General features: G+C 74.1%; 24 protein-coding genes, 3 tRNA genes and 1 pseudogene. 16 read left to right on the top strand and 12 right to left on the bottom strand.

All coding sequences use genetic code 11. From position 1 onward, the window contains the following. Positions 1-9: 9 nt before the first annotated feature. Positions 10-1,260, bottom strand: a complete 1,251-nt coding sequence (locus ADK60_RS23085; RefSeq protein ID WP_053648609.1) for a methionine adenosyltransferase — start codon at positions 1,258-1,260, stop codon at positions 10-12. Here ADK60_RS23085 and ADK60_RS48490 point away from each other — a divergent pair. The 3 genes and pseudogenes from ADK60_RS48490 to ADK60_RS48485 all read left to right on the top strand — a co-directional run. Beyond that, positions 1,156-2,862 carry a helix-turn-helix domain-containing protein gene (locus ADK60_RS48490; protein ID WP_502687447.1) on the top strand — a complete coding sequence of 569 codons (1,707 nt, stop codon included), beginning with the start codon at positions 1,156-1,158 and terminating at the stop codon, positions 2,860-2,862. The two genes, ADK60_RS23085 and ADK60_RS48490, sit on opposite strands and share 105 nt — an antisense overlap. After that, a complete protein-coding gene (locus ADK60_RS23075; RefSeq protein ID WP_053648607.1) occupies positions 2,859-3,743 on the top strand; it encodes a phosphotransferase enzyme family protein in 885 nt (294 codons plus the stop codon). The genes ADK60_RS48490 and ADK60_RS23075 overlap by 4 nt, the downstream gene beginning before the upstream one ends. Before the next feature lie 56 nt (positions 3,744-3,799). Beyond that, a pseudogene (locus tag ADK60_RS48485) lies at positions 3,800-3,982 on the top strand (DUF6928 family protein); the annotation flags it as partial. A gap of 95 nt (positions 3,983-4,077) precedes the next feature. Here ADK60_RS48485 and ADK60_RS23070 read toward each other — a convergent pair. The 4 genes from ADK60_RS23070 to ADK60_RS23055 form a co-directional block, all read right to left on the bottom strand. Beyond that, a tRNA-Phe gene (locus ADK60_RS23070) sits at positions 4,078-4,151 on the bottom strand. A 27-nt stretch (positions 4,152-4,178) separates the two neighbouring features. Beyond that, a tRNA-Asp gene (locus tag ADK60_RS23065) sits at positions 4,179-4,252 on the bottom strand. A 65-nt stretch (positions 4,253-4,317) separates the two neighbouring features. Then, positions 4,318-4,390, bottom strand: a tRNA-Glu gene (locus ADK60_RS23060). A gap of 154 nt (positions 4,391-4,544) precedes the next feature. Further along, positions 4,545-4,886, bottom strand: a complete 342-nt coding sequence (locus ADK60_RS23055) for a metallopeptidase family protein (protein ID WP_045940985.1) — start codon at positions 4,884-4,886, stop codon at positions 4,545-4,547. Between the two features lie 80 nt (positions 4,887-4,966). Between ADK60_RS23055 and crcB (ADK60_RS23050) the strand changes: the two genes are divergently transcribed. From crcB (ADK60_RS23050) to ADK60_RS23025, 6 genes are all read left to right on the top strand, one after another. Continuing rightward, the gene (gene crcB, locus ADK60_RS23050) at positions 4,967-5,446 is read left to right on the top strand and encodes a fluoride efflux transporter CrcB (protein ID WP_502687446.1); all 480 of its coding nucleotides are present in this window, start codon (positions 4,967-4,969) and stop codon (positions 5,444-5,446) included. Further along, positions 5,443-5,868, top strand: coding sequence for a DUF190 domain-containing protein (locus tag ADK60_RS23045; protein WP_053648601.1), 426 nt, complete (start codon positions 5,443-5,445; stop codon positions 5,866-5,868). The genes crcB (ADK60_RS23050) and ADK60_RS23045 overlap by 4 nt, the downstream gene beginning before the upstream one ends. Beyond that, on the top strand, positions 5,865-6,239 hold the full coding sequence (gene crcB, locus ADK60_RS23040) for a fluoride efflux transporter CrcB (protein WP_053648599.1): 375 nt from the start codon (positions 5,865-5,867) through the stop codon (positions 6,237-6,239). The genes ADK60_RS23045 and crcB (ADK60_RS23040) overlap by 4 nt, the downstream gene beginning before the upstream one ends. A 253-nt stretch (positions 6,240-6,492) precedes the next feature. Beyond that, on the top strand, positions 6,493-7,260 hold the full coding sequence (locus tag ADK60_RS43765; protein WP_053648597.1) for a hypothetical protein: 768 nt from the start codon (positions 6,493-6,495) through the stop codon (positions 7,258-7,260). Between the two features lie 209 nt (positions 7,261-7,469). Next, a complete protein-coding gene (locus ADK60_RS23030) occupies positions 7,470-9,812 on the top strand; it encodes a DEAD/DEAH box helicase (protein ID WP_053648596.1) in 2,343 nt (780 codons plus the stop codon). 178 nt (positions 9,813-9,990) lie between these two features. Then, complete coding sequence (locus tag ADK60_RS23025) at positions 9,991-10,833, top strand: TIGR02452 family protein (RefSeq protein ID WP_053648594.1); 843 nt, start codon at positions 9,991-9,993, stop codon at positions 10,831-10,833. 12 nt (positions 10,834-10,845) lie between these two features. On the opposite strand, the gene ADK60_RS23020 is transcribed toward ADK60_RS23025, so the two are convergent. After that, positions 10,846-11,181, bottom strand: a complete 336-nt coding sequence (locus ADK60_RS23020) for a hypothetical protein (protein WP_053648592.1) — start codon at positions 11,179-11,181, stop codon at positions 10,846-10,848. Positions 11,182-11,350: 169 nt separating this feature from the next. Further along, positions 11,351-12,541, bottom strand: coding sequence for a hypothetical protein (locus tag ADK60_RS23015; RefSeq protein WP_234371221.1), 1,191 nt, complete (start codon positions 12,539-12,541; stop codon positions 11,351-11,353). A gap of 193 nt (positions 12,542-12,734) precedes the next feature. Here ADK60_RS23015 and ADK60_RS23010 point away from each other — a divergent pair, with 193 nt between their 5' ends. Continuing rightward, positions 12,735-13,934: a low temperature requirement protein A gene (locus tag ADK60_RS23010; RefSeq protein WP_053648587.1), complete on the top strand. Its 1,200-nt coding sequence runs from the start codon at positions 12,735-12,737 to the stop codon at positions 13,932-13,934. Then, positions 13,931-14,395 carry an RICIN domain-containing protein gene (locus tag ADK60_RS23005; RefSeq protein ID WP_053648584.1) on the top strand — a complete coding sequence of 155 codons (465 nt, stop codon included), beginning with the start codon at positions 13,931-13,933 and terminating at the stop codon, positions 14,393-14,395. Before ADK60_RS23010 ends, ADK60_RS23005 begins: the two co-directional genes overlap by 4 nt. Before the next feature lie 50 nt (positions 14,396-14,445). Here ADK60_RS23005 and ADK60_RS23000 read toward each other — a convergent pair whose 3' ends face one another. The 3 genes from ADK60_RS23000 to ADK60_RS22990 all read right to left on the bottom strand — a co-directional run bounded on the left by ADK60_RS23000 (position 14,446) and on the right by ADK60_RS22990 (position 17,353). Then, positions 14,446-15,174, bottom strand: coding sequence for a tyrosine-protein phosphatase (locus ADK60_RS23000; protein WP_045944724.1), 729 nt, complete (start codon positions 15,172-15,174; stop codon positions 14,446-14,448). A 129-nt stretch (positions 15,175-15,303) separates the two neighbouring features. Beyond that, positions 15,304-16,092 carry an SDR family oxidoreductase gene (locus ADK60_RS22995; RefSeq protein WP_045944725.1) on the bottom strand — a complete coding sequence of 263 codons (789 nt, stop codon included), beginning with the start codon at positions 16,090-16,092 and terminating at the stop codon, positions 15,304-15,306. Between the two features lie 10 nt (positions 16,093-16,102). After that, positions 16,103-17,353 carry a DNA glycosylase AlkZ-like family protein gene (locus ADK60_RS22990; RefSeq protein WP_053648582.1) on the bottom strand — a complete coding sequence of 417 codons (1,251 nt, stop codon included), beginning with the start codon at positions 17,351-17,353 and terminating at the stop codon, positions 16,103-16,105. Positions 17,354-17,456: 103 nt separating this feature from the next. On the opposite strand from ADK60_RS22990, the gene ADK60_RS22985 reads away from it, so the two are divergent. From ADK60_RS22985 to ADK60_RS22965, 4 genes are all read left to right on the top strand, one after another. Continuing rightward, on the top strand, positions 17,457-18,206 hold the full coding sequence (locus ADK60_RS22985; RefSeq protein ID WP_079008632.1) for a nucleotidyltransferase domain-containing protein: 750 nt from the start codon (positions 17,457-17,459) through the stop codon (positions 18,204-18,206). Positions 18,207-18,503: 297 nt separating this feature from the next. Beyond that, positions 18,504-19,304, top strand: coding sequence for a hypothetical protein (locus ADK60_RS45005; protein WP_159400539.1), 801 nt, complete (start codon positions 18,504-18,506; stop codon positions 19,302-19,304). 89 nt (positions 19,305-19,393) lie between these two features. After that, positions 19,394-20,989: an AbeC-like domain-containing protein gene (locus tag ADK60_RS22970; protein WP_107094695.1), complete on the top strand. Its 1,596-nt coding sequence runs from the start codon at positions 19,394-19,396 to the stop codon at positions 20,987-20,989. Positions 20,990-21,065: 76 nt separating this feature from the next. Further along, positions 21,066-21,767 (top strand): TIR domain-containing protein, encoded by a 702-nt coding sequence (locus ADK60_RS22965; protein WP_053648576.1) that lies wholly within the window; start codon positions 21,066-21,068, stop codon positions 21,765-21,767. A 103-nt stretch (positions 21,768-21,870) separates the two neighbouring features. Here ADK60_RS22965 and ADK60_RS22960 read toward each other — a convergent pair whose 3' ends face one another. Next, a complete protein-coding gene (locus tag ADK60_RS22960) occupies positions 21,871-22,758 on the bottom strand; it encodes a macro domain-containing protein (RefSeq protein WP_053648574.1) in 888 nt (295 codons plus the stop codon). A 107-nt stretch (positions 22,759-22,865) separates the two neighbouring features. Between ADK60_RS22960 and ADK60_RS22955 the strand changes: the two genes are divergently transcribed. Further along, complete coding sequence (locus ADK60_RS22955; protein ID WP_079008631.1) at positions 22,866-24,218, top strand: AfsR/SARP family transcriptional regulator; 1,353 nt, start codon at positions 22,866-22,868, stop codon at positions 24,216-24,218. Between the two features lie 292 nt (positions 24,219-24,510). Here ADK60_RS22955 and ADK60_RS43760 read toward each other — a convergent pair. Further along, a partial coding sequence (locus ADK60_RS43760; RefSeq protein WP_159400538.1) for an LPXTG cell wall anchor domain-containing protein occupies positions 24,511-24,971 on the bottom strand: 461 nt, incomplete at its 5' end.

Here is a 24,971-nt window from a genome sequence, read left to right as displayed (position 1 = left end):
CGGTGGGCATCAGCTGAGCCGGACGCCGCGGTGGACCAGCTCTGCGGTGAGCTCCGGGAAGCCCCCGAGGGCCAGGGCGACCTGGGCCTGTACCTTCTCGATCTCCGGGTCCTCGGCCGCGAGCCGGACCAGGACCTTCCAGGGCTGGTCGAGTCGCTGGCCGGTCGCGCTGACCAGGTGCACCTCGGCGTAGCTGCCGGTCTCGTCGTACAGGCGCTGGGCGAGGCGAGTGGCTGCGAGGTTGTAGAGCTTCCCGACGTGGTAGACGGGGTTCTTGCCGCTGGCCCCTTCCAGGTTCATCGGGCGGAGCGGCGTGATGAGACCGTTGACCCGGTTGCCGCGGCCGACGACGCCCTCGTCGCCCGACTCGATGGAGCTGCCGGTGTAGGTCAGGTAGAGCTCGTCCTTCTCGGGGACGTCACGGGCGTTGAGGAGGAAGGTGATCTCGACACCGGGGAGGTGCTGCTCGGCGAACCGGGCGCACTCGGCCAGGACCTCCTCCTTGTTGGCGAGGTACGAGGCCCGGTCGGGCACGTGCTCGGACTTCTGCGGGACGCACAGGATGGCCTCGGCCTTGGCGCCGTCGAAGTGCCCCATCAGCTTCACGTCGGATCCGCACCAGGGGTTCGCCCGGCTGAACTCGCTGACTCCGGACAGGTGGTTGACGAGCGCGTGGGAGAACTGCTCGAACGGGGCCATCGGGGCCCAGCCGGTGCCGAGCGAGGTGTCGTTGGCGATCAGGGTGTGGCGCTCGCGCAGGTCGTCCACCGAGCGGGGCGCGAACCAGCGCGACCGGTCGGTGCCGCTCTCGTCGGTGACCACCGCGCCGGGGCTGGGGTTGCTGGTGATGTTGAAGACCAGGTCGAGGTGGCCGGCGAGCTCGGGCAGCCGGTCGTGGAAGAAGGCCAGGACGGCCTGCTCGACCAACTCCCGCACCGGGATGTCCTCGCCGCCGCAGGCGTACGCGGCCCGGCCGTTGACCAGGACCTTCACCGGAGCCGTCATCCGGCCGGCGCCGTAGCGGACCTCGCAGGAGCCGCCGAGCAGGGCGAGCTTGTCGAAGTTGTGGTGGAGCACGGCGCCGAAGCGGTCGAGCGTGTAGCGGCTGTACGCGCGGGAGAGCTCCTCGGCCAGGTGGTCGGCGAGGGTGTCGGGGTGGCCGAGTCCCTTGCGTTCCAGCAGGACAAGGTCGGTGGGGAGCGGACGCCCGGTCTCGATGGTGATGCTGCTGTGCTCCACGGTCGTGCTGACTCGCTGCATGGCGATCTCCTCTTCCGTCGGTCCGGCTACGGCGGCAGCCCGCGGGGGCGTTCGGCGCGTAGTTGTGCCGAACACCTGCACGTCAGGCTCGTAGCGGTGTGTAATGGGCGCTTAGCGCTCGGAAACATTCAGCCCTGCCGGGGAACCGCTCGACCAGTACCGGCATTCGGACAGCGACCGCTGTCCACAAGAGACGCCCTGGGGGATCAAGTGCCGCGACCACTCAAGCCTCTGGACCCCACCCGGTCTGCGGCCCACTGGTTCGGCGCGGAACTTCAGTACTGGCGGAAGCTCAGGGGGCTGAGCCAGGACAGGCTCGGGCAGTTGGTCCACCTGAGTGGGGACCTGATCAGCAAGATCGAGCGGGCGGAACGGCCCTGCAAGCTCCACCACGCCCAGGCGTTAGACGCGGTCTTGGACACCGGCGGAGTGCTCGCGCGAAGCGTCGTGCTGGCCGCGGCTGAATTGGACAACCGCTCAGAGGTAATGGACAAACGGCGCAACGGGCCCGCCAAGCCTCCCCGAAGGGAGGTGCTCGGGGGCACGCTGGAAATGCCACCGCCAGCCCCCGAGTGGAATGAGTCCGACCCCGTGGAACGACGCAGCTTCCTTGCCGTGACGAGTGCAGCTCTCGCCGCCGGCCCTCTGGCCCAGCTCCTGACCTCCAACCCAGCCGCCGCGGTACCCACAGTGGTCCGGCCTGCCGACGTCGAGCAGATCCGCACCGCAGCGACCACACTGCGCAGCTGGGACAACCTCTACGGCGGCGCCGGCGTCGTCCGTGACACGGCGCTCGCCCAACTGCGCTGGGCAGCTGGTCTCCTGAAGAGTCGATGCCCCGCTCCGTTGCGGGCTGAACTGTTCGGAGCTGTCAGCCGCCTGGCGACCGTGGTCGGCGCCTCGGCCTTCGACGCCTTCGCCCACGAAGACGCCCGCCGGCTCTTTGCCTTCGCCACCTCGTGCGCCGAGGAAGTGGACAACTGGCCGCTACGCGCCATCTCCTACAACCTCCGCTCCCGCCAGGCCATCTGGTGTGGGGACCCCGACGCCGGTCTCACCTTCGCCGAGCTCGGCCTGGCCCGCGCCGACCGCCTCTCCCCCGCGGAGCAGTCCATGCTCCACAACGCTCGTGCGCGGGCCCTGGCGAAGATGGGGCGTGCCCAGCAGACCCTGGCCGCGATCGGCGCGTCCGACGACTCGTTCGCCTCGATCGCCCCGGCCGCTGAAGGGCCGTGGATGGCGTATTACGACGGCGCCCAGCACCACGGCGACACCGGCCACGCCCTGTTCGACCTCGCCCTCGCCGGCCATCCGCCGCAGGAAGCCCTCCGGCGACTCCAGGCAGCGGTCGACGGCCACGGCGACGGATTCGCCAGATCCCGCGCGTTCTCCCGAACCAAGCTCGCCACGCTCCAGATGGCTGCCGGTGACCCTGAGCAGGCGTTGGCCGAGGGCCGGAGTGCCCTCGCGGAGGTCAGCGACCTCCGCTCGCTGCGTGCCAACCACGAGCTGGCTGAACTCGGCCGGGTCGCCCATCGCCACCGCAACCTCGGCGACATCCGGGACCTGCGGGAACAGATCGCCGCTACGGTGGCAGCGTGAGCAACATCGAGGACTCCCACTCCCTACTGCTCAAGGCGTGCGCGACGGTGGGCCTGTCCGCAGCGGGAGCCGAACCGATCCGGATCGGGGAGAACGCGCTGTGGCGATTGCCGCTGGGGATCGTGGCTCGCATCAGCCGCCCCGGGCAGTCGGCTGCCGCCGGGCGCGAACTGGCGGTCGCACGCTGGCTGCGCGACTGCGGGGTTCCTGCGGTTCGCCCGCTCGAGCACCTGCGGGAACCAGTGGAGGTAGACAACAACCCCGTGACCTTCTGGCACGAGCTGCCCCAGCACCGGCCAGGAACCGCTGCCGACATCGCGCCGCTCCTGCGGCGGGTCCACGAGCTCGCCATTCCTGACTTCCCGTTGGGCCGGCTCGACCCGTTCGTTCGGCTGGCCGCCAGGATCGACGGGGCCGCCACCCTCGACGACACACAGCGGCAGTGGCTGCGGGACCGCTTGGCAGAGCTCCAAGCAGCGTGGCTGAGCCTCCCGCCAGGCCTGCCTGCGAGCGTCATTCACGGCGATGCATGGGGCGGCAACGTGGCCGTCACACCGACCACCACCTACCTGCTCGACTTCGAACGAACCTCCCTCGGGCCTCCCGAGTGGGACCTCACCGCTACCGCGGTCGGCTACGGCACCTTCGGCACCGTTTCGGACAGCGAGTACACCGCCTTCTGCGAGGCGTACGGCGCCGACGTGATGACCTGGGACGGCTACCCGGTGCTGCGGAGTATCCGTGAGCTCCGGGTCACCTGCTTCGCGCTCCAACACGCGGCAGCTGATCCGGCTCGACACCGGGCGGAAGCTCATTACCGTCTCTCCTGCCTGCAAGGGCAGAACGGTCCACGCCCGTGGGGTTGGACAGCTGTCAGCTGAGATGTCGATGAGAGAGACGAGCTCGGCCGCTATGCCTGCACCCGTGGACTGCGGAGGTGGGGGCTGCCTCGGAGTCGACCGGGTGCGAGCTCGGCGATGCGACTTGCCCGCCGGACGGGACCGCTTACCTCAGCGGCTTTCCCGGAGTCGACATCGTCTGCGACCGCCACTGGGTTGGCGACTACCCTTCGCGACTTCCGCAGCCCCTGATCGACGCGAGCGCGGGACGCCGACTGGCCGTGCACTGGGCCGTTGGCGTAAGCGCTGGCGTCAAAGGCACGAAAATGCCCTCGAAGCGATCCGCTTCGAGGGCATTATGCCTGGTCAGGCTATGTGGCCAGGGCCGGGGTCGAACCGGCGACCTTCCGCTTTTCAGGCGGACGCTCGTACCAACTGAGCTACCTGGCCGTACTGCACCGTCTCTTGCGAGACGAGCGATCCCGACGGGACTTGAACCCGCGACCTCCACCTTGACAGGGTGGCGAGCTAACCAACTGCTCCACGGGACCTAAAGGTGGCGAACCACCCAGGTCTTACTGGGTCTTGCTTCACTGCACTGTACTACGGTACTGCGTGCCCCCAACGGGATTCGAACCCGTGCTACCGCCTTGAAAGGGCGGCGTCCTGGGCCACTAGACGATGAGGGCTTGCGGCCTGTCCCGCCGTTTCCGGCGTTCGGGGACGTCGAGAAGCATATGGGATGTCGGGCCGATCGCCAAAACGGGTTTCGGCCAGGTGGGCGGGCGGGTCGTCCGGGCGGGTTCCGGGCGGGCCGGCGGGGCTGGCTCCGGGGGTGGGGCTTCAGGACCAGCCGAGCTCGTCGAGCTCGTGGTCGTCGAAGCCGAAGTGGTGGGCGACCTCGTGGATCACCGTGGTGCGGACCTCCTCGACGACCTGCTCGCGGTCCTCGCACAGGCGCAGGGTCGGACCCCGGTAGACGGTGATCCGGTCGGGGAGGACGCCCGCGTACCACTCGCCGCGCTCGGTGAGCGGGGTGCCCTCGTAGAGGCCGAGGAGTTCCGGGTCGGCCGGGTCGGGCTCGTCCTCGACGAAGACGGCGACGTTGTCCATCATCGCGGCGAGCTTCGGCGGGATCAGGTCGAGCGCATCCGCGACCAGTACCTCGAACTCTTCCGGGGTCATCTCCACCGGATCATTGTCGGGTCTGCGGTGACGGTGTGCCAGGCGGTCGGCGCCGCTCTTCGCCGGTGTTTGATGGGGCCGTGGCGACTTCGGAGGACTTGGTGGCGGACGGTGCCGCGCCCGGCCCGGCGGCGCGGCGGCGCCCGCCGGTGCTCCGCGGGCAGGGGCCGGCGGTGGCGGTGGTCGCGGCCGGCGGGGCCCTGGGGGCGCTGGCCAGGTACGGGGCGGGGCTGCTGTGGCCGACCGGCCCGTCGGCCTTCCCGTGGACGACCCTGCTGGTGAACGTGGTGGGGTGCGCCGTGATCGGGGTCTTCCTGGTGGTGATCACCGAGGGGCGTCCGGCCCACCCGCTGCTGCGGCCGTTCTTCGGGACCGGTGTGCTGGGCGGGTTCACGACCTTCTCGACGTACGCGGTGGACTTCCGCCGGCTGGTGGCGGAGGGGCGGCCCGGCCCGGCCACGGGGTACCTGGCGCTGACGCTGCTGGCGGCGCTGGCGGCGGTCTGGGCGGCCGCCGCGGTGACGCGCGGGCTGCTGCGGCGGACCGGGGTGCGGGCATGACGGCCGGGGCTACTGCCGGGGCGGCTCGGGAGGGCGCCCGGCTGGGCGGTCCGGCGCTGCGGCTGACCGTGCTGGTCGGTGAGAACGACCGCCGGCACCACCGCCCGCTGTACAGCGAGATCGTGCACCGGGCGCGGGCCGCCGGGCTGGCCGGGGCGAGCGTGTTCCGGGGGATCGAGGGCTTCGGCGCGTCCTCGCTGGTGCACACGGCGCGGCTGCTGTCGCTGAGTGAGGACCTGCCGGTGGCGGTGGTGATCGTGGACACCGAGGAGCGGGTGCGGGCCTTCCTGCCCGAGCTGGAAGGGCTGCGGCCGGCGGGGCTGGTGACCCTGGAGCGGTGCGAGGTGCTCCGGTACGCGGGGCCCGACGGCGCCGGCGGGCCCGTTGCCGACGGGCCCGGCCCGGGGGAGGGCGGGGCGTGAACTGGCTGCTGGTGGTGCTCGGCGCGACGGTCGGCGCGCCGCTGCGGTACCTGACCGACCGGGCCGTGCAGTCCCGGCACGATTCGGTCTTCCCCTGGGGGACCTTTGCCGTGAACGTGGCCGGCTGCCTGGTCCTCGGGCTGGTGACCGGGGCGGTGGCGGCCGGTGCCGCCTCCTCGCAGGTCCAACTGCTGCTGGGGACGGGGCTGTGCGGCGCGCTGACCACGTACTCGACGTTCTCGTACGAGACGCTGCGGCTGGTCGAGGGCGGGGCGGGGCGGTACGCCCTGGCGAACGTCCTGGGCAGCGTCGCGGCGGGCCTGGGGGCGGTGTACGCGGGAGCCGGGCTGGCCGGGGCCCTCTGGGGCTGAACCGGCTCGGTGCCCCGCCCCCGCCTCCGCCCCGCCCCCGCCCCCGCCCCCGTCCCCGTCCGCCGGTCCGCCGTCGAACGCCCGAGCGGTCGAACCCCCGGGCGAACGGGGCCCGCCCGGCGCTCGTTCGAGTGCTCCCGGTGCGTCCACCCGTGTCCGTGCGCCGGGGGCGCGCGTTGGGCACCCGCAAGGGTGGCCGTGCGCGCGTGGTGGGCGGCCCGGGCGGGGCGGGAGAGGGAGCTCGGTGGCGGCGATGCGTGCGATGCGTGCGGTGGCGGAGCGGGAGACGGCGGTGGACCGAGGCGGACCGGTGCGGACCGGAGTGGTCCGGGCGGTGGCGGCCCTGGCGGTGGCCGGGCTGGGGCTGACCGGGTGCATGTCGGTCGGGCCGGGCGCGGACGAGAAGCACCGGACGGTGCCGGTCGGCCAGGCCGGGACGCCGACCAGGCCGGGGCCGACCGCCTCGGCCTCGCCCAGCGGCGGCGGACACCAGGGCGGCGCGGTCGGGCGGTCGGAGCGGACGGGGGGCGCGCAGGCCCAGAACGCCTCGGCCGGCGGCATGAACGCGGCCCCCGGGGAGCCGGCCGTCGGCGCGAACGGCGCGGCGGGCGCCGGGGGCGGGAACGGCGCGGGCGGCGTCAACGGCGCGCCCGCCGTCGCGGAACCCGTACCGGCGGCGGCCCCCGGTGAGCCCGCGCCCGGCGCGAGCGGCACCGCCGGGGGCGCGAGCGCCAGCCCCGCACCTCGTCCGGGCGGCACCGCCGCCGCGGGAGGGGCGGCCGGGGGCACGGCGGGCACGGGCGCCGCCGCCGGCGGCACCGGCCACCCCACGGGCGGCACGGGGGCCACCACGGGCACCGGCGGAGCCACGGCTTCCGCCCCGGCGGCCAGCCCGTCCGGCCACCCGACCTCGCCGGAGCCCGGCCACACCACACCCGCGCCGACCGCCACCCCGGCCCCGGAGCCGACGGTCGCCCCCAGTACCACGGCGGCTCCCAGTGCCGGACCGGTCGCCCACTGAAGGGACTTGAATCACAGCCTGGCCTCGGCATTTGCCTCCGATCCCCAGGCTCGTCTATGGTGGTAGATCGTTCGTTTGATTCATTTGTCTGGCGCCCTACACCCATCTGGCGCCCTTGGCGCGTTCCGGCGATCCGTGGCTGACCGCATAGAGGCGGTTGTGAAACAGAACCCCGGACTTTGGCGCGTGCCACTTCCGGAAGGTTTTGCATGTCTCTCGTTGACGACGCCCGCTTCGCCATGCCCGCGAGCGAGTCCGCCGCCGATGTCACCACCACCGCCCCCGAGGCCGACGCCGAGCTGATCGCCGCCGTCGACGCCGTCGAGGACACCACCGCCGAGGTCGTCGAGGACGACGCCGCCGAGGCCGACGACACCACCGACGCCACCGAGGGCGAGGACGAGGCCGCCGAGGCCGAGCCGACCCTCACCTTCGGCGACCTGGGCCTGCCGGACGACATCGTCCGCGCCCTCGCCAAGCGCGGCGTCACCACCCCGTTCCCGATCCAGGCCGCGACCATCCCGGACGCCCTGGCCGGCAAGGACGTGCTGGGCCGCGGCCGCACCGGCTCCGGCAAGACCCTCAGCTTCGGCCTGCCGCTGCTGACCCGCCTCGCCGCCGGCGAGCGCACCCGCGCCAAGTCGCCGCGCGGTCTGATCCTCGTCCCGACCCGCGAGCTGGCCATGCAGGTCGCCGACGCCCTGGAGCCCTTCGGCTCGGTGCTCGGCCTGCGCCTCAAGGTCGTCTGCGGCGGTACCTCGATGTCGAACCAGATCTACGCGCTGGAGCGCGGCGTCGACGTCCTGGTGGCCACCCCCGGCCGTCTGCGTGACCTGATCAACCGCGGTTCCGCCAAGCTCGACGACGTCCAGGTCGCCGTGCTCGACGAGGCCGACCAGATGGCCGACATGGGCTTCCTGCCCGAGGTCACCGAGATCCTCGACCAGGTCCCGGCCGGCGGCCAGCGCCTGCTGTTCTCCGCCACCCTGGAGAACGAGATCGACACCCTGGTCAAGCGCTACCTGAACAACCCGGTCACCCACGAGGTCGACCCGTCGGCCGGCGCCGTGACCACCATGACCCACCACATCCTCGTGGTGAAGCCCAAGGACAAGGCGCCGATCACCAACGCGATCGCCGCCCGCAAGGGCCGCACGATCATCTTCGTCCGCACCCAGATGGGCGCCGACCGCGTCGCCGAGCAGCTGCTCGAGGCCGGTGTGAAGGCCGACGCGCTGCACGGCGGCATGACCCAGGGCGCCCGCACCCGGGTGCTCGGCGACTTCAAGGACGGCTACGTCAACGTCGTCGTCGCGACCGACGTCGCCGCGCGCGGCATCCACGTCGACGGCATCGACCTGGTGCTGAACGTCGACCCGGCCGGCGACCACAAGGACTACCTGCACCGCTCCGGCCGCACCGCCCGGGCCGGCCGTTCCGGCACCGTCGTCACCCTGGTGCTGCCGCACCAGCGCCGCGGCGTCTTCCGCCTGATGGAGGACGCGGGCGTCGACGCCGGCCGCCACATCCTCGACCACGCCTTCGACGCCGAGGTGGCCCGGATCACCGGTGCCCGCTCGCTGGTCGAGGTCCAGGCCGAGAGCGCGGCGAACATCGCCGGCGCCGCCGAGCGCGAGATCGCCGACATGACCCGTCAGCTGGAGCGCGCGCAGCGCCGCGCCACCGAGCTGCGCGAGGAGGCCGACCGGCTGGCCTCGCGGGCCGCGCGTGAGCGGGCCGAGCTGGGCATCGTGGACGAGGCCCCGGCCGCCGAGGGCGAGGAGACCGCTGCCGCGACCGTGACCGAGCCGGCGGCCGCCGCCGAGCCGACCGAGGAGCGCACCCCGGCGTACCGCGAGGCGCGCACCGAGCGCCCGTCGTTCAACCGCGACCGTGACCGCGGCGAGCGCGGCGGTTCCGGCCGTGACCGTGACGACCGCGGTGGCCGTTCCTTCGGCGACCGTGACCGCGGCGAGCGCGGTGGCTTCAACCGTGACCGTGACGACCGCGGTGGCCGTTCCTTCGGCGACCGTGACCGTGGCCAGGGTGGCGGCTTCAACCGTGACCGTGACGACCGTGGTGGCCGTTCCTTCGGTGACCGTGACCGCGGTCAGGGCGGCGGCTTCAACCGCGGCGGCGGCTTCAACCGTGACGACCGTCCGGCCCGTTCCTTCGGTGACCGTGACCGTGGCCAGGGTGGCGGCTTCAACCGTGACCGTGACGACCGTGGCGGCCGTTCCTTCGGCGACCGTGACCGCGGTCAGGGTGGCGGCTTCAACCGTGACCGCGGCGACGACCGCGGCGGCCGCTCCTTCGGCGACCGTCCGGCCCGTTCCTTCGGCGACCGTCCGGCCTTCGGCCGTGACCGCGACGAGCGTGGCGGCAGCAACAACCGTCCGTTCGCCCGCCGCGACGACCACCGCTCCGGTGGCCGTCCGCAGTCCGGCGGCGGCTTCAACCGTGACCGCGGCGACGAGCGCGGTGGCCGCTCCTCCGGTGGCTACAACGCCGGCTTCAACCGCGACGACCGCAAGCCGCGCTGGAAGAACTGACGCCGGCCTGCGCTGACCCGCGCACCGCACAGCACCACGGCCACGGGCCCGCTCCGCATCGTCGGAGCGGGCCCGTGGCCGTTCGGCGTTCCCGTGCGTCGGAGTCCCCGCGACCGTTGTTCTACTGCTGAGAATAACCAGTGGCGCGGTGCGTGCCCCGTCGCCTACGGTCGGTCGCATGAGCAGCAGACTGCGTGATGTGGCGGCGGTGAACGAGGGCATCGCCGAGCGGGGGAGCTACCGCGCGTCCGGGGGCGAACCCGTGGATCTGGCCGAGCGCCTGGCGGCGGCCAGGGCCGGGACGGTGTCGTACGACCCGGCCGGTCTCGACGCACTGGTCGCGGCCGGCGGCCCGGGGCCGACGGCGGGGTCCGGCACCGTCGAGGTCACGGCCGAGGGCAGCGTCCAGGCGGCCCGCCGGTTGTTCGAGGCGGGGGCGGGGCCGGTCGGGGTGCTGAACTTCGCGTCCGCGCGGAACCCCGGCGGCGGCTATCTGCGCGGAGCCCGGGCCCAGGAGGAGGACCTCTGCCGCAGCGCCCTCCTCTACACCTGCCTGGTGGAGGCGCCGGACTACTACGAGGCGCACCGCGCCTCCGGCGACCTCCGGTACAGCCACCGGGTGATCGTCTCGCCCGGGGTGCCGGTGGTCCGGGGCGAGGACGGCGGGCTGCTGGCGCGGCCGTACCCGGTGACCTTCCTGACCTCGCCCGCGCCCAACGCCGGCCAGCTCGCCCTGCGGGCCGAGGGCGCCGGGGTGGACGTCCGGGGCGTGCTCGCCGAGCGGGCCGAGCGGGTGCTCGCGGCGGCGGCCCGGCACGGGATCCGCGCGCTGGTGCTGGGGGCGTGGGGCTGCGGGGTGTTCCGCAACGACCCGGCCGAGGTCGCGGAGGCTTTCGAGCTGGCGCTGGCCCGGTACGGGGCGGCCTTCGACCGGGTGGTCTTCGCGGTCTGGGACCGGACGCCGGTCTCGCCGAACCGGGCCGCGTTCGAGGCCCGGTTCGGCGGCGGGGGAGAGGGGTGAGGGCGGTGCCGCTCAGCCCTTCCGGGTGACAAGCACCGTGGTGGCGGCCGAGGCGGCGGTGACCACCCCGGTGACGGCGAGGACGGCGGGCCAGGCGCCGATCCTCTTCGCCAGCGGGTGCGAGCCGCCGAAGGCCACCACGTAGAGCCCGGTCAGGGCGGCCGCGGCGGGCGCGCCCGAGCGGCGGTGCCACTGTGCGGCGGCGCCCGCGCCGGCCACGGCCAGGACGGCGCCGCCGAGCTGCCGCTTGCCGCTCCACCGGGCGACGCCGTAGCCGCCGACCAGACCGCCCGCCGCCGTCAGCGCGGCGGGTGCGGTGGCCGTGAGTGCGTTCGGGATCCTCGCCATCGTCGGTTCCACTCCTCGACTCCAGGCGGATCCGGTGCGGATCCGCGGCGGATTCCTCGGAACTCCGGGGCGCCCGGCCCCGGACTCCCCGGAGCTCCGACCCTAACCCGGCACCCCCCGGCGGCCCGCCGGTCGGTCGCCGGGAGCCCCGATCGGGCCGCCGGCCCCGCTACCGCACCGCCTGCTCGAAGGGGAGCGCGGGCGCGGCCGCCGCCAGCCGGGCCGCCGCCTCGGCCGGCTCCAGCACCCGCTCCAGCCGCAGGTCACCGGGCACCTGCTCGACGAACCGCCCGGCGGCCCAGCTCCGTTCGTAGGGCTGCGGGTCCAGGACGAGCGTCCGCACGCCGTCCACCACCGGGATGTCCTCCGGCATGCCCTCGTTCCAGATCCATCCGCCGTCCGGCGCCACCAGGTTGAACGCGCCCGTCGCGATGAACCGGCGACCGTCCAGCCCCCGGGTGCGGCTGAGCGCGACCACCTCGGGGTCCGGCCGGGTGCCCGGCAGGTGGCCGCCGCCGACCAGGACCTCGATCAGCAGAGTGTGCAGCTGGAAGTTGTCGGTCAGGCCGTCCATCCGGAGCAGGTAGCCGGTGCCGCTCGCGCGGTGCAGGACGAGCAGCGGTTCGTCGTCGAGGGTGGCGGCCAGGTACCGCAGGCCCTTGAGGTCGTGCCGGTCGGACCGCTCGCGGTACCGGTCGATCAGCTCGGTGAGGACGCCGCCCACGCCGGAGTCGCGGGCCGATCGCCGTACGGCGGCGTGCGTGCAGAGCGCGAACGCGGCCTGCTGCCACAGCTGGAGCGTCCACCAGCCGGCCACGGCCCGGTGGGCGTGCCACCCGTCCGTCCGCCCGGGCTCGGTGATCCGCGCACGGGCACGGCCGGGGTCCTCCCGGTCCGGATCCGGCAGAGCCTCCTCGTCCCCGTCCGCGCTTCTCCCCGAGCGTCGGTCCGCGTCCGCCCCGGTCTCCGCCCACCGCTCGATCAGCAGCAGGGCGCCGCTCAGGGCCTCGCGCAGCCCGGCGAGGACGCCGTCGGCGCAGGCCACCGGGTCGGCTCCGCGCTCCACACAGGCGCCGACCATCATTGCCAGGTGGGCCCGGGGGAACAGCGGGGTGCCCGGGAGCAGCGCGGCCAGCCGGGGGCCGACGGCCGCCGATTCCGCCTCCCCGGCGGGGCCGAGCAGCCCGCCCAGCCGGCGCAGTGCCGCGTCGAAGCGCTCACCACCGCCGTCCGGATCCTCCGTCAGGCCGGTCACGGCGGCCTCCAGGGCGGCCACCGCCCCGAGGAGAGCGGACTGCTGACTGTCCGACGGCCCGGTGGGGCGGCCGTCCTGCGGCGCGGAATGAGGGTCGAACACCATTCGCGGCAGCATAGGCGCCCGGTGTCCCCCGGCCTCGCCCGGGTCACCGCTGCCCTGGTCGGCCCCGCCTCGCCCCCGTCCCCGTCCACCGGTGGCCGGACGGCGTCCGGCCGGTGTCGGCCGGGCGGCGGATCGCCGATCGACTGGCGGAAACCCCGGCGGGAACGGGCCGTCGTCCCCCATACTCGCGCGGGTGATCGCGACCAGTACCTCCGCCGCCGGTGGAGCCCCTGCCCCCGCCCCCGTTCTCCTCGACGCCACCGCCGAGCCCTCGCTCCGGGCGGCGCCGCTGGAGCTCTTCCTCGATCTCGTCTTCGTCTTCACGGTCACCCAGCTGACCGGCAGTCTGGCCCACCACCTCACCCCGGGCGGCTTCACCCAGGTGCTGGTGATGCTGGCGGTGATCTGGTGGATGTACGACGCCTTCATCTGGCTGACCAACGCCATGCCGCCGAGCACCCACGGCCGGCGCTGCCTGCTGATGCTCGCGATGGCCGGCTTCCTGGTGATCTCGCTCTCCGTGCCGCACGCCTTCGAGGGCAGCGGCGTCGCCTTCGGCTGGGCGTACCTGCTGGTGGTGGCCGTGCACACGGGCATGTTCGCGATGTCGGGGGTGGCGCTGGGCCCGGTGCTCCGGATGGGCGGGCTCAACCTGCTCAACACCGGGCTGGTGGTGGCCGGGGGCTACTTCACCGGTTCGGTCCAGCTGAGCTTCTGGGCGGCCGCCTTCGCCCTGCAGTTCGCGATACCGCGGCTGGTCGACCTGCCCAGCTTCCAACTGCGCGCGGACCACTTCGTCGAGCGGCACGGTCTGGTGGTGATCATCGCGTTCGGCGAGTCGGTGATCGCGATCGGCGTCGGCGCGGGCACCGCCGAGCTGAGCGCCCCCCTGGTCGGCGTCGCCCTGCTGAGCCTGGCCGTCTGCGTGGGGCTCTGGTGGGCGTACTTCGGGCACGACGACGACGCCCGCGCCGAGCACCACATGGCCGCGCTGCCCTCCGACCGGCGCAACCGGCTCGCCGTCAGTGTCTACAACCTGGGCCACTACGGGCTGCTGCTCGGGGTGCTGCTGTTCGCCGCCGGGGTGAAGTCGGCGGTCGCGCACCCGGGGGCGCCGATCACCGCCGCCCAGGCGGCCGCCCTGGCCGGCGGAGTGGCGGTCTTCCTGGTCGTCAACACCGCCGTCCGCCGCACCTTCGCCCTCGGACCCAACCTGCCGCGGCTGCTGGCCGCCGCCGCGGTCGCGGCCGGCACGCTGCTCGGCACCACGGTCTCGGCCCTGGCGGAGGTCGCCGCGGTGGTGCTGGCCCTGGCCGCGGCCTTCGGCTGGGAGCAGCTGACCTCGGCGCGGCGGGCCGCACTGTCGGTGCCCGGTGGGACACTCCACGGGTGACCGAGCACAAGATCACCGACGGCCGCTACCGGATCCGGAACGTCGCGACCGGCCTGCTGCTGGAGGTTCCCGGGGGCAGCCGCCGCAGCGGCGTCAAAGTCCTGCTCGCCCCCGAGGACGGCTCGGACGCCCAGCTGTGGTGGCTGACCGCCGTCCACCCGGGCGGCGCGCTGTTCCACCTCGAGAACGTCGCCGGCGGCAAGCGGCTGGACGTCACCGGGGCCGCGACCGACAACGGCGTGCCCGTCCAGCAGTGGTCCGCCAACGCCTTCGGCGCGCAGGAGTGGCTGGTCGAGCACCACCTCGACGCCCCCGGCACCTGCACCCTCACCAGCTTCATCAGCGGCAAGGCCCTCACCGCCCCGTCGGCCCCGTCCGACCCGGCCGGCCCGCCCGCCCCCGTCCACCAGTGGGAGGACACCGACTCCCCGACCCAGTGGTGGCGCCTGGAACGCCAGTAGGCCCCGGCCGGCCGCGTCGCCGCGTGCCGTCCGGGGCCGAAGGACACTCCCTACGCGGAGAGGTTGGCCCGGAGGGCGGCGAGGTCCTCGTCGGTGCTGCCGTGGGCGAGCAGGTAGGCGGGGACGGAGCCGTGGTGGTCCCGGATCCAGGCGAAGGAGGAGGCGAGCAGATCCTCCGAGATCGGGCGGGAGACCCGCTCGGCACCGGACTCGTCGATGTACGGGGCCGGGCCGTCCAGCAGGCCCAGGCCGGTGTTGGAGAGCATGTAGTCGGCGGTGATGTCGTCCTCGGAGGCGCCCAGCAGGGTCTGGACGATCGCGATGGTGAGACCGGTACGGTCCTTGCCGACGGCGCAGTGGACGACGGCCGGCAGAGCGCCCGGGGTGCCGAGCCGGCGGATCGCGGCGACCAGTGACGGGCCGGCCGTGGAGGCCATGAACGGGTACAGCTCCTCCTGGCCCGCCGGCCACGGCCGGTCGGTGTCCTCCCGGTCCGCGGGCAGGGTGGGAAGGCTGAGCGCCTCGTGGTCGAGGCCGTGCCGCAGGTCCGGCCAGACCTCCAGCTCGACCGGGCTGCGCAGGTCGATCACGGTGCGCAGGCCCAGCGCCTTCAGCCGCTGGGCGCCCTCCGGGGCGAGGGTGTGGAAGGAGCCGGAGCGGAACAGCACGCCCCGGCGGAGCGCACCGACGCCCCCGGCGTCGCGGAAGTTGCGCACTCCGGGGATGTCGATGAAGGAGGACGGCAGGTCGGCTTCACGGTCCGGCAGGTCGTCGGTCATGGCCCCACCGTAAGGTCGCGGACCGCGCCAGGGGAAGGAATCCCCCATTCCGCCGGACCCGCGACCGCCTGTGCCACCGACCGCCAGCGCCCGCCTGCCCGCGCCCGCCCGCGGCACCGACCGCCCGGGTCAGCGCCCGCCGGCGATGTCCAGGAAGGCGCCCGTGGTGTACGAGGAGGCCGGCGACAGCAGGAAGAGGATCGCCTCCGCGACCTCCTCCGGCTGCCCGCCGCGCTTCATCGGCAGGTTGGGCGCGACCCGGTCGACCCGCCCGGGCTCCCCGCCCAGCGCGTGGATGCCGGTGTGGATCAGGCCGGGGCGGACGGCGTTGACCCGGATGCCCTCGTCGGCGACCTCCAGGGCCAGCCCCCGGGTCATCGAGTCGACCGCCCCCTTCGCCGCCGCGTAGTCCACGTACTCGTTGGGCGCGCCCAGCCGGGAGGCCGCCGAGGAGACGTTGACGATCGCACCGCCCTGCCCGCCGTGCCGGGTGGACATCCGGCGGACGGCCTGCGCGGCGCACAGGAACGGGCCGGTGATGTTGGCGGCCCAGATCCGGTTGAGCCGCTCCTCGTCGATGTCCTCCAGTCGGCCCTGCTGCTCCAGCGTCCCGGCGTTGTTCACCAGCCCGGTGAGCGGCCCGAGTTCGGCGTCGACGGTGGCGAACAGCCGGGCCACCTCGGCACTGCGGGTGACATCGGCGCGGACGGCGAGCGCGACCCCGCCCTCGGCCCGGACGGCGTCCACCACCGAGGCCGCGGCGGCCTCGTCCGAGCGGTAGTTGACGCAGACCCGGTAGCCCCGCCGCCCGGCCAGCAGGGCGGTCGCGGCGCCGATGCCGCGACCGGCGCCGGTGATCAGCAGCACGCCGGACGGGTCGGACCGGTGCGGCTGGGCGAACTCGTTCGAAGTCGACATGGTTCGTACTCTATGCCGACCCCCGGTGCGCCGACCGGAACACCTGTTCGCCCGAACTCGCCCGCAACGCCGCAATCTTCGGCACCCTGCTCTTCGGCGAGTCGAGGCTGAAGCCGCGCGCGTCCCCCAGCTCCGCCCGGACGAACTCCTCCGTCCGGGCCACCGCCGACCGCAGCTCGGCGTTCGACGGCACGAAGGACAGGTGGACGATCTCGGCGCGCTCGGTGTCGTACTCCCAGAAGCCGACGATCCGCCCCCGGTCCAGCACGATGTGCGTCTGCGGGTCGGCCTCGGTGCCGAAGCTCCGCCCGGCCCGGCCGGCCGGCAGCGGACGGTCCGCGTCGGCCGGGTCGACCAGCCGGGCCAGCTCGCGGTGCAGCAGATGGATGCCGTCGATCCCGGCCAGCAGCGTGTAGTACGGCTCGGCCGGCACCGTGAAGTCGGCGAAGGCGTCCACGAGTTCGGGCAGCATCAACAGCTCCGAACCGGGCACCGCCGGCACCGCGCCCGCTTCCGCGAACGCCTGCCGGGCGGTGGCGGCGCCGAAACCGGAGAACCACCGGAAGTGCTTCAGCGAGGCCGGTCCGGCCCAGGCCAGGTAGCGCCGGGCCAGGTCCGCCGTACCGCCGCCGACCGGCTGGTCCCATCGCGCGTAGCCGTACCGCTGCTGGTCCAGGCGGCCGTTGGCCGGTACCCGGCGCAGCTGCCCGCGCGACTGCATCAGCCCGAGGGCCAGCGGCAGGGTGGTGGACAGTCCGCGCTTGCGCCCCGGCTCGCCCAGCGACCGGACGGCCTCGCCGACCGCCACCCGGATCGCCGCCGGGTCCAGCGGCCCCGGTGCTTCGGCGAGCGCGCGGTCCACCGCCAGGCAGAGCCGCTCCACCTCGCCCGCGGTCACCCCCAGATGCTTCGTGGCCGCCGCCACCTCGCCCTCGGGCACCGCCGCGCCGGCTGCCAGGGCGAGCGCGAAGTCCTCGGCCGGGACGATGTAGGTGCAGCCGCGCGCGGCGGGCAGCTCGTGCACCTCCAGTCGGGCCACCGCCGCGTCCACGGCCGCCCGGCCCAGCCCGGCCCGGGCGAACAGGCCCAGATAGGGCGCCGCCCCGCCCACCGACCTGGCCCACCCGGTGGCCGCCAGCACCTCGCCGGCCGATGCCTCCGGGTGCGCGCCGTCCAGCCACTGCCGGTGCGACCACCAGGCCCGCAGCTTCGCCGTGCCGATCCCCGTCCCCGCCGCCGGACCGCCGTTCGCCCTCGCCATGCGGCCCAGTATCGGCCCGCGGGCCCCCTCGGCCCCGGAATTCGCTGGCCCGGCGCGGCCCGACCCGGCAGACTCCTGCGGACCGGCCGACGAGAGGAGCCCGATGAGCACCCGGCCCACCTCCCCGACCACCACATGGCCCACCACCCGGCCCAGCTCCCCGCCCGGCACCGTCCTGCTGTCCGGCATCGTCGGCTCGACCGCGTACGGACTGGCGCACGCCGGCTCCGACATCGACCGGCTCGGCCTGTTCGCCGCCCCGACCGAGGGCTTCCACGGCCTGCACCGCCCCGCGGAGTCGCACGTCTCCACCAAGCCGGACCGCACTCTGCACGAGGCCGCCAAGTGGTGCCGCCTCGCGCTCAGCTGCAATCCCACCGCCACGGAGCTGGTCTGGCTGCCCGACGAGCTCTACGAGGTGCGCGGCCCGCTCGGCGAGGAGCTGATAGCGATCCGCCGCTCCTTCCTGAGCGCCCGGGGTGTCCGCAACGCCTATCTCGGTTACGCCACCCAGCAGTTCCGCAAGCTGCTGACCCGCGACACCTCCGACCCGGCCACCCGGGCCCGGGCCGCCAAGCACGCCCGGCACCTGGTCCGGCTGCTCGAACAGGCCGTCCACCTGCACGAGGCCGGCCACAACCAGGTCCGGCTGCCCGATCCGGAGCGCGTCCGCGACCTCGGCGAGCGGATCGCCGACGACCCCGCCCACGCCGAACGCCTGCTCGCCGCCGCCACCGACCGCCTGGACCTCCCCGGCGTCCTCCCGGACCAGCCCGACGAGCGCCCCGCCGAAGCCTGGCTGCACCGCGTCCGCGCCACCCACTGGACACCCGCACCGGACTCCGCCGAGTAGCACCGCGCGCCCTGGGGGCCCGGGTCGGCACAGGCCGGCGTGGGCCCCTTCGTCGTGCGCGGTGCTACTCGGTGGAGCCGGCTGCCGCACCCGTCACCGGGTCCACCAGCGCATCGGAAGCGGATCGGAAGAGCTCCGGTTGTGGCCGCGGAAGCAAGGGTCCTGGTCGGATCGACCCGGGGGCGGTGACCGGTGGGTCCGCGAGCCCGGGGCCGAGGGCAGGACGGCCTGGGCGCACGGCCGGACGCGCCGGGTCCCGCACCCCGATCCGTCGGTGACCCGCACAGGAGGTCCGCGTTGAACGACAGAATCCCGGAGCCGCCGGTCCCGGCGGAGGCACGGATCCGGGTGCCGGGGGCGGCCCGGCCGGTTCACCCGCCGCCGTCGCTGCTGCCCCCGCCCGGGAACGTCCGCACGGGGGTGCTGTCCGTCGCGGGGGGTTCGCTGGCGGTGCTCGTGCTGCTGCTCGGGCTGGGCGGCGGCATCTCGTTCGGGACGGACGACGGGGGCGGCATCGACGGGAGCCGGCTCACCGGTGGCCTGGGCAGGGGTTCCGGGGGGTGGGACGAGCCGCCGCCGACGCCCTCGCGGACGGTTCCCACGCCCACGCCCACGCCCACCCGCACCCGCACACCCTCGGCCACGCCCACGATCACCCGGACGCCCTCGGTCTCGGTCTCGCCGTCGTCGTCCTGGTTCGGCGGGTCACCGTCACCTTCGCGATCCGGTTCCGCGACGGCGACAACGACGGCGACAACGACAACGACGGCGACAGCTTCAGCGACCGCGACGGCCACGCCGACCGGCCCCGCCCGACCCGACGCGGTGCTGAGCGACTACTTCGCGGCCGTCAACACCGGTGCCTACCGCACGGCTTGGCAGCTCGGCGGGCGCAACCTCGCCGGCGACTACGACACCTTCGTCGCCGGCTTCAACGAGACCACCTCCACCACGGTGACCGTGCTCTCGGTCGACGGTGCCGCGGTCACCGCGACGCTGGAGGCCCGGCAGACGGACGGCACGGTCCGGCGCTTCCGCGGCGTCTACACCGTCACCGACGGCGCCATCGCCAAGGCCACCGTCACCCGGACGGGATGACGGTGGGTCGGCACGGGCGCGAGGACGCCCCGGCGCCCACCGGCCGCGGCAGGACCGGCCCCCTCCACGACAGGAGCTCTGAACGACGGATGACCATCCACGGCGTCTCCCTCGCCGCGCCGCCGCCCCCGCCCCCGGGCCAGGACGGGCCCACCGGTCCTCCGGGGGTGGACGCCCGCAGCCGGGCCACCCGGCTGCTCGCGGCGGGCACCTACCTCTCCCCGGACTACCGCCGCGCGGTGATCAGGGAACTGCTGACCAACCGGGCCCGGGCGGTCGCGCCCTCGTTCGGCTACGACGCCGTTCCGGTGCTCGCGCACGCGCTCGCGGCCCGAGCGCTGCAGCGCAACGCCTGGGTGTACCTCGGGGTCGGGGCCGCCCTCCTGTTCGTCCTCGCCGGCGCCGGCGTGATCGGCGTCTTCTCCTTCCTCCTGCTCGTCCTCTGGCTGTGCTGGTCGGCCGACTACCTGCGGCGGGTGGCCACCCTGCACACCCTGATCACCAGGCTCAAGGACCGCGGGCCGGGCGGCGGGCCGGGCGGCTTCGACGGCGGCCGTCCGTCGGCCGCCCTCCTCGACGAGGAGCTCGTCGGGAAGATCGACCGCGAGCAGTCGGCCCGGGACGGCCTCGCCTACTTCGGCGGCTACCGGCCGTTCGTCGGGGCGGGTGGACGGCTGCGCCGGTGGTCGAACGCGCAGTTGCTGCTCGGCGCCCCGGAGGACGGGGAGGACCTGGCGGAACTGGTCGCCCGGCTCGCCGGCCGGACGGAGCCGGACGGACCCCAGAAGCCCCTCGGCCCGGTCGCCACCAGGCGCCGGCCCGTCGTACCGTTCGACGTCGCGGAGCTGGCCGCCTTCGTCCAGCGCCACATCGCCGCCGAACTGCGGGACGAGGCACGGGAGTCCGAGCGGATCGCGACGCTCACCGTGGAACGCCGCAGCTACGCCCGGGCGGTCACCGTGCACGACCGGTCCGCGGGAACGGGCTGGACCCCGCTGCCCGCGATCGACGCGGAAGGGGGCGACCACTGGGCGGAGGGCTACGGCGCGTCCCGCGAGTACCTGTGCGCCCGGATCGGTTCCTGGGAGGAGGAGTTGGTCACCTCCGTGTTCGTGGGCTTCGACATCCGCGGCAACACCCTGCACACCGAGTTCCACAGCCATGTGCTGACCCCGGTGATCTCCGAGTTCCACCTGGTCGACCGGTTGCCGGAGCGGCTGGACGGGCGGCTGCTGCTGCGGGCGGCCTGGGACTCCCTGCGCCACGTGCTGGGCAGGTCCTGGCAGGTCCTGCTGCCCCTGGGCCCGCTGCTCTCGGGATTCGCCCGGCTGCGGCGGCACTACCGGGAGGGCCGGCGCTTCGAGGTCGAGCTCGTCGGGGTCGCGGACAGCAGCGAGTTCCGCCTCGGCCGGTACGCGACGCTCGCGGTGAACCGCGGCGCGCGCACCAGCATCCGCGAACTGGCCTGCAGCAACGCCTACCACCACTACTTCCAGGAGTCGGACGCCGACAAGTACACCCGGATCGTGGAGCGCCGACTGCTGCACCTCGTCGAGCGCTTCCTGCGCGAGCACCAGGTCGACCTGGCGGACCACCGGCGGAACCAGACCACCGTCCTGGCCGGCAACCACTTCGGCACCGGTGACATCGACTTCTCGCGCGACAAGCAGGTCAACCACAACTGATCCCCGCACCGCCGCCACCGGGCCGGCCGCGACGACGGCCGCCGCACCAAGACCGAGGACAAGGACATCCGACCCCATGACGGACCAGGAAGCGGACCGCGGAGCGGCCGTGTACGGCAACCACTTCGGCACCGGGAACATCGACTTCTCCACCGGCAAGACCGTCAACCGCGGCGGCCCCCGGCAGGCCACCGAGGGGGCGACGGGCGCGCAGGCGCCGGTCGGGCCCGAGCGGAGCCGCAATGTGTTCGTGGTCCACGGCCGCGACGAGCAGGTCCGGCGCGAGATGTTCGGGCTGCTGCGCAGACTGGGACTGAACCCCCTGGAGTGGGAGCACCTGGTCGGGGCGACCGGCCTGGCCTCCCCGTTCATCGGCGAGGTGGTGGCCCACGCGCCCTCGGTGGCCGGGGCCGCGCTCGTCCTGCTCACCCCGGACGACGTCGCCGTGCTCCACGACGACCTGAAGGGGCCCGCCGAGCCGCCGCACGAGCGGGCACCCTCCGGTCAGCCGCGCCAGAACGTGCTGATCGAACTGGGCATGGTGCTGATGGCCTATCCGGAGCGGACCGTGATGGTCGAGTTCGGGGACGTCCGGCCGGCCTCCGACCTGGCGGGCCGCAACGTGATCCGGTTCACCGCGGACGGGAACCCCACCTTCGCGCTGCGGAAGGTGGCGCAGCGGCTGGAGGTGGCCGGCTGTCCGGTGGACGACCGGGGCAACGACTGGCTGGACACCGAGCCGTTCCGGGACCTCGGGGCCTACCGCCGCAGGGGCTGACCCGGCGCGGGACGGACCGGCCCGGCCGCGGTGCGCCACCGCGGCCGGGCCGTCGCCGGTCGCCGCCGTCGCCGGTTGCCGCCGTTTCCCACCGCCGTCACCGTCACCGGCCGGCCAGGCCCTCGGCCATGCTGCGCAGGAACGCCCGGACTTCCGGCACGGAGACGTTCGCCAGGTCCGCCGGGCGCAGGACAACCCGCAGCTCCCGGCAGACCGCGCCCTCCCGGGACCGTGCGACGAACGACATCAGGATCAGCCGCAGCAGGCTGTCCTGGTCCAGGTAGTCCATCCTCGCCAGCCCGGACCCCACCAGCGGCATCGCCACGGAGTCGGTCCGGGCCCGCCGGTCGACGGCGTCCCAGAGCCGGTTGAGGCCGAACCAGAGGTCCTCCACACCGGAGGACGCCACCAGGTCGCGGCCGAGCCTGCTGTAGGCGGTGGCGAAGACCAGCCGGGGCGGGGTGCCGAGGACGGCCACGGTGCCGAGCGGGTAGCGGTCGAGTTTGCCGAGCGGCTTGTCCGCCCTGAGCTCGCGGGACTGCGGGACGACCGGGGCCAGGGCGGCGGCGAGTTCGGCGTCCAGCCGGTCGAGGTCCCCGTCGTAGCGCCGCCGCAGCAACTGGGCCTGCACACTGTCCTCGTGGATCAGCCGCCCGTCCGCCGGAGCGGTGTCGAAGGTGTCGCAGAAGCCGACCACGAGGTGGCCCGGAGCGGCGAAGAGGTCACCGGCCTCCACCACCACCGTGGTGTCGGGCCGTCGGAACTCCTGGCGCACCACCGGGACCGGACGCGTCAGGTACGCGCCCCAGAGCACGCAGAGCCCGGCCGAGCCCGCGGTCACCCAGCCGGGCGCGGGCAGGCCGTGGGGGAAGAGCGGTCCGGCGAGCTGGCCCGCCACCGCCACCCCGCCGAAGGCGGTCGCGGTGTTGCGCAGGAATGCGGACGCGGTGCGCCGGGACACCCGCACAGTGCCCGGCAGTCGGCGGATCATACAACACGCCGATCATCAACCGGCTTGTGCGGCACGGTGGTTGCTATCCTGCTCGATGCTTCGCGGGAGGCGGCTCCCGGCCGGGGCCGAGGCAGGTGGGGGTTCCGATGACGGGTGTCCGGGTGAGCGTGCTGGGGCCGGTGCGGGTGGAGTCCGACGGGGTGCCGGTCCGGCTCACCCCGCTGACCAGGCGGTTGCTGGTCCGGCTGGTGGCGGCGGACGGCGAGGCGGTGCCGGTCCACCGGCTGCGCCGGGACGTCTGGGGCCGGCAGGCCGACCTCCCGGGCCAAGGCGCGCGGGGCCGCAACGAGGTGCACAAGAGGGTGGTCGAACTGCGGCGCGCGTTCGGCGGCGGCGACCCGGTGTCCGGCGCGCGGCTCCTGCGCACCGAGCAGCTGTCGACCGCACGCGGCTCGGAAACCGCCTACCGGCTCAGCCTCGCGTCGGCGGAGCTCGACTGCGCCCGCTTCACCGAACTGGTCAACGAGTCCTTCCGGGTCGGACCGGCGATGGCGGCCTGGCACCTGGAGGAGGCGCTGGGCATGGTCCGGGGCCGACCGCTGGCCGAGGCCGCCGGCGAGGAGTTCGCCGAACCGCTGATCCGCCGGCTGACCGGCCTCCAGGACACCGCCCGCCGGGAGCTGATCTCCTGCCGGGTCAGACTCGGCCGGCCGGAGCTCGCGCTGCCGGTCGCCGAGGCGGCGGTCCGGGAACGTCCGGACGACCCGTCCTGGGTCTCCGAACTCGGCCGGCTGCGCACCAGGCTGCGCGGCCGCTGGGACGACGAACTGCTGCGCGCCGCACTGCCCGACCGGGCGGTCGAGGTCGTGGTGGTCTGCGGCGACCTCTTCGACCAGGAGGACGCCAACCTGGTGGCGGGCTTCACCGACACCTTCGACACCGAGATCGACCAGGACGTCGTGATCAGCCGGTCGAGCATCCAGGGGCAGCTCGTGGAACGGCTGTTCGACGGCCGTAGTGAGCAGCTGGACGCCGAGTTGGATCGGGCCCTGCGGCCGGTGTCGGTGGTCGAGCGGGAGCGGAGCCGGGACAAGCCCCGCGGGCGCCGGCTGCGCTATCCGATCGGGACGACGGTGGCGGTGCCGCACGGCCGCCGGCAGGTCTTCGCGACCGCGTACTCGCGGCTGGGCAACGACATGGTGGCCCGGTCGCGTCCGGAGCACCTCGCGTCGGCCCTGGACCGGCTCTGGGAGGCGGTCGCCCTGCACGGGCGCTACCGCCCGGTCGCGGTGCCGATGCTCGGCTCCGGCCTCGCGCGGATCGTGGACCTCGACCGGGGCCGGCTCGCCAGGATGATCGTGGAGTCCTTCGTCCGGGCCTGTGCGGACGGCAACCCGGTCGCGCCCGAGCTGCGGCTCGTCGTGCACCCGGACGATCTGCGCCGCACGGACCTGTTGGAGCTGGAGCGCTTCCTGCGGGACCCGTACGGACGGGGCTGACGACCGGGCCGGTACGGCGGCGTTCCGCGGCCTGCGCCTTCGCATGCTGCTCCTCCCGCCGCGGTGGTGGACGGGAGCGGACCTCGCCGTCCCCCGCGCGGTCGCGGTCCGCCCCGCCTCCGGGTGACAGCACACCAGTCCGGCCGCTTCCGGGGAAAGACGCCGCCGCTTCCGGTCCGCTTCCGACCGGTGCCCCGTCACCGTTCCGGTCGCGGGGCGGACGCGCCAGTGGCGCCGCCCGGGGGGCGACGCCACTGGTGCCGGTACTGCTCTTCAGTTGTTCACCGGTGGATCAGCTGTGCCGTCCCGGGCGGCGGTAGGCGACCAGGCACAGGAGCAGACCGCCGAGGACGGCGAGCCCTCCGAGTGCCGCGATCAGGCCGTCGGCGGCGGAGCTACCGGTGTTCGGCAGCGGCTCGCCGGTCGGCTTGTGGTGGGTCGGCTTGTGGGTCGGCTCGTGGGTCGGGCTGGGGACCGTGGACGCGGTGGTCGTGGTCGTGGCGGACGGGGACGAGGACGTCGGGGACGCGGTCGGCGACGGCGAGGCGGTCGGCGACGGCGAGGACGTCGGCGAGGGCGAAGACGTCGGGCTGGGCGACGAGGTGGGCGACGGCGAGGACGTCGGGCTCGGCGACGGCGACGGGGACGAGGTCTGGAGGACGACGCCCATGTCGAGGTCGAGGTTGCGCTGTCCTCCGGAGACGGTGACGGACTGGGTCACACCGGTGGTCGGGTCGGCGTCGGAGTCCTTGG

Origin of the sequence: Streptomyces sp. XY431, assembly GCF_001279805.1 — a bacterium.
Taxonomy (GTDB): domain Bacteria; phylum Actinomycetota; class Actinomycetes; order Streptomycetales; family Streptomycetaceae; genus Kitasatospora; species Kitasatospora purpeofusca.
Note: the sequence above shows the minus strand (reverse complement) of the source record. Positions and strands in the feature narration are given on the sequence as shown.

Coding starts and splice junctions, on each gene's coding strand:
- ADK60_RS22965 (WP_053648576.1), top strand. CDS start 21,066: ATGACGGACCAGGAAGCGGACCGCGGAGCGGCCGTGTACGGCAACCAC.
- ADK60_RS22990 (WP_053648582.1), bottom strand. CDS start 17,353: ATGGCGAGGGCGAACGGCGGTCCGGCGGCGGGGACGGGGATCGGCACG.
- ADK60_RS23055 (WP_045940985.1), bottom strand. CDS start 4,886: ATGACCCCGGAAGAGTTCGAGGTACTGGTCGCGGATGCGCTCGACCTG.
- ADK60_RS23020 (WP_053648592.1), bottom strand. CDS start 11,181: ATGGCGAGGATCCCGAACGCACTCACGGCCACCGCACCCGCCGCGCTG.
- ADK60_RS22960 (WP_053648574.1), bottom strand. CDS start 22,758: ATGATCCGCCGACTGCCGGGCACTGTGCGGGTGTCCCGGCGCACCGCG.
- ADK60_RS22970 (WP_107094695.1), top strand. CDS start 19,394: ATGACCATCCACGGCGTCTCCCTCGCCGCGCCGCCGCCCCCGCCCCCG.
- ADK60_RS43765 (WP_053648597.1), top strand. CDS start 6,493: ATGCGTGCGATGCGTGCGGTGGCGGAGCGGGAGACGGCGGTGGACCGA.
- ADK60_RS23025 (WP_053648594.1), top strand. CDS start 9,991: ATGAGCAGCAGACTGCGTGATGTGGCGGCGGTGAACGAGGGCATCGCC.
- ADK60_RS23000 (WP_045944724.1), bottom strand. CDS start 15,174: ATGACCGACGACCTGCCGGACCGTGAAGCCGACCTGCCGTCCTCCTTC.
- ADK60_RS22985 (WP_079008632.1), top strand. CDS start 17,457: ATGAGCACCCGGCCCACCTCCCCGACCACCACATGGCCCACCACCCGG.
- ADK60_RS23015 (WP_234371221.1), bottom strand. CDS start 12,541: ATGGTGTTCGACCCTCATTCCGCGCCGCAGGACGGCCGCCCCACCGGG.
- ADK60_RS22955 (WP_079008631.1), top strand. CDS start 22,866: ATGACGGGTGTCCGGGTGAGCGTGCTGGGGCCGGTGCGGGTGGAGTCC.
- ADK60_RS23085 (WP_053648609.1), bottom strand. CDS start 1,260: ATGCAGCGAGTCAGCACGACCGTGGAGCACAGCAGCATCACCATCGAG.
- ADK60_RS23045 (WP_053648601.1), top strand. CDS start 5,443: ATGACGGCCGGGGCTACTGCCGGGGCGGCTCGGGAGGGCGCCCGGCTG.
- ADK60_RS23030 (WP_053648596.1), top strand. CDS start 7,470: ATGTCTCTCGTTGACGACGCCCGCTTCGCCATGCCCGCGAGCGAGTCC.
- ADK60_RS22995 (WP_045944725.1), bottom strand. CDS start 16,092: ATGTCGACTTCGAACGAGTTCGCCCAGCCGCACCGGTCCGACCCGTCC.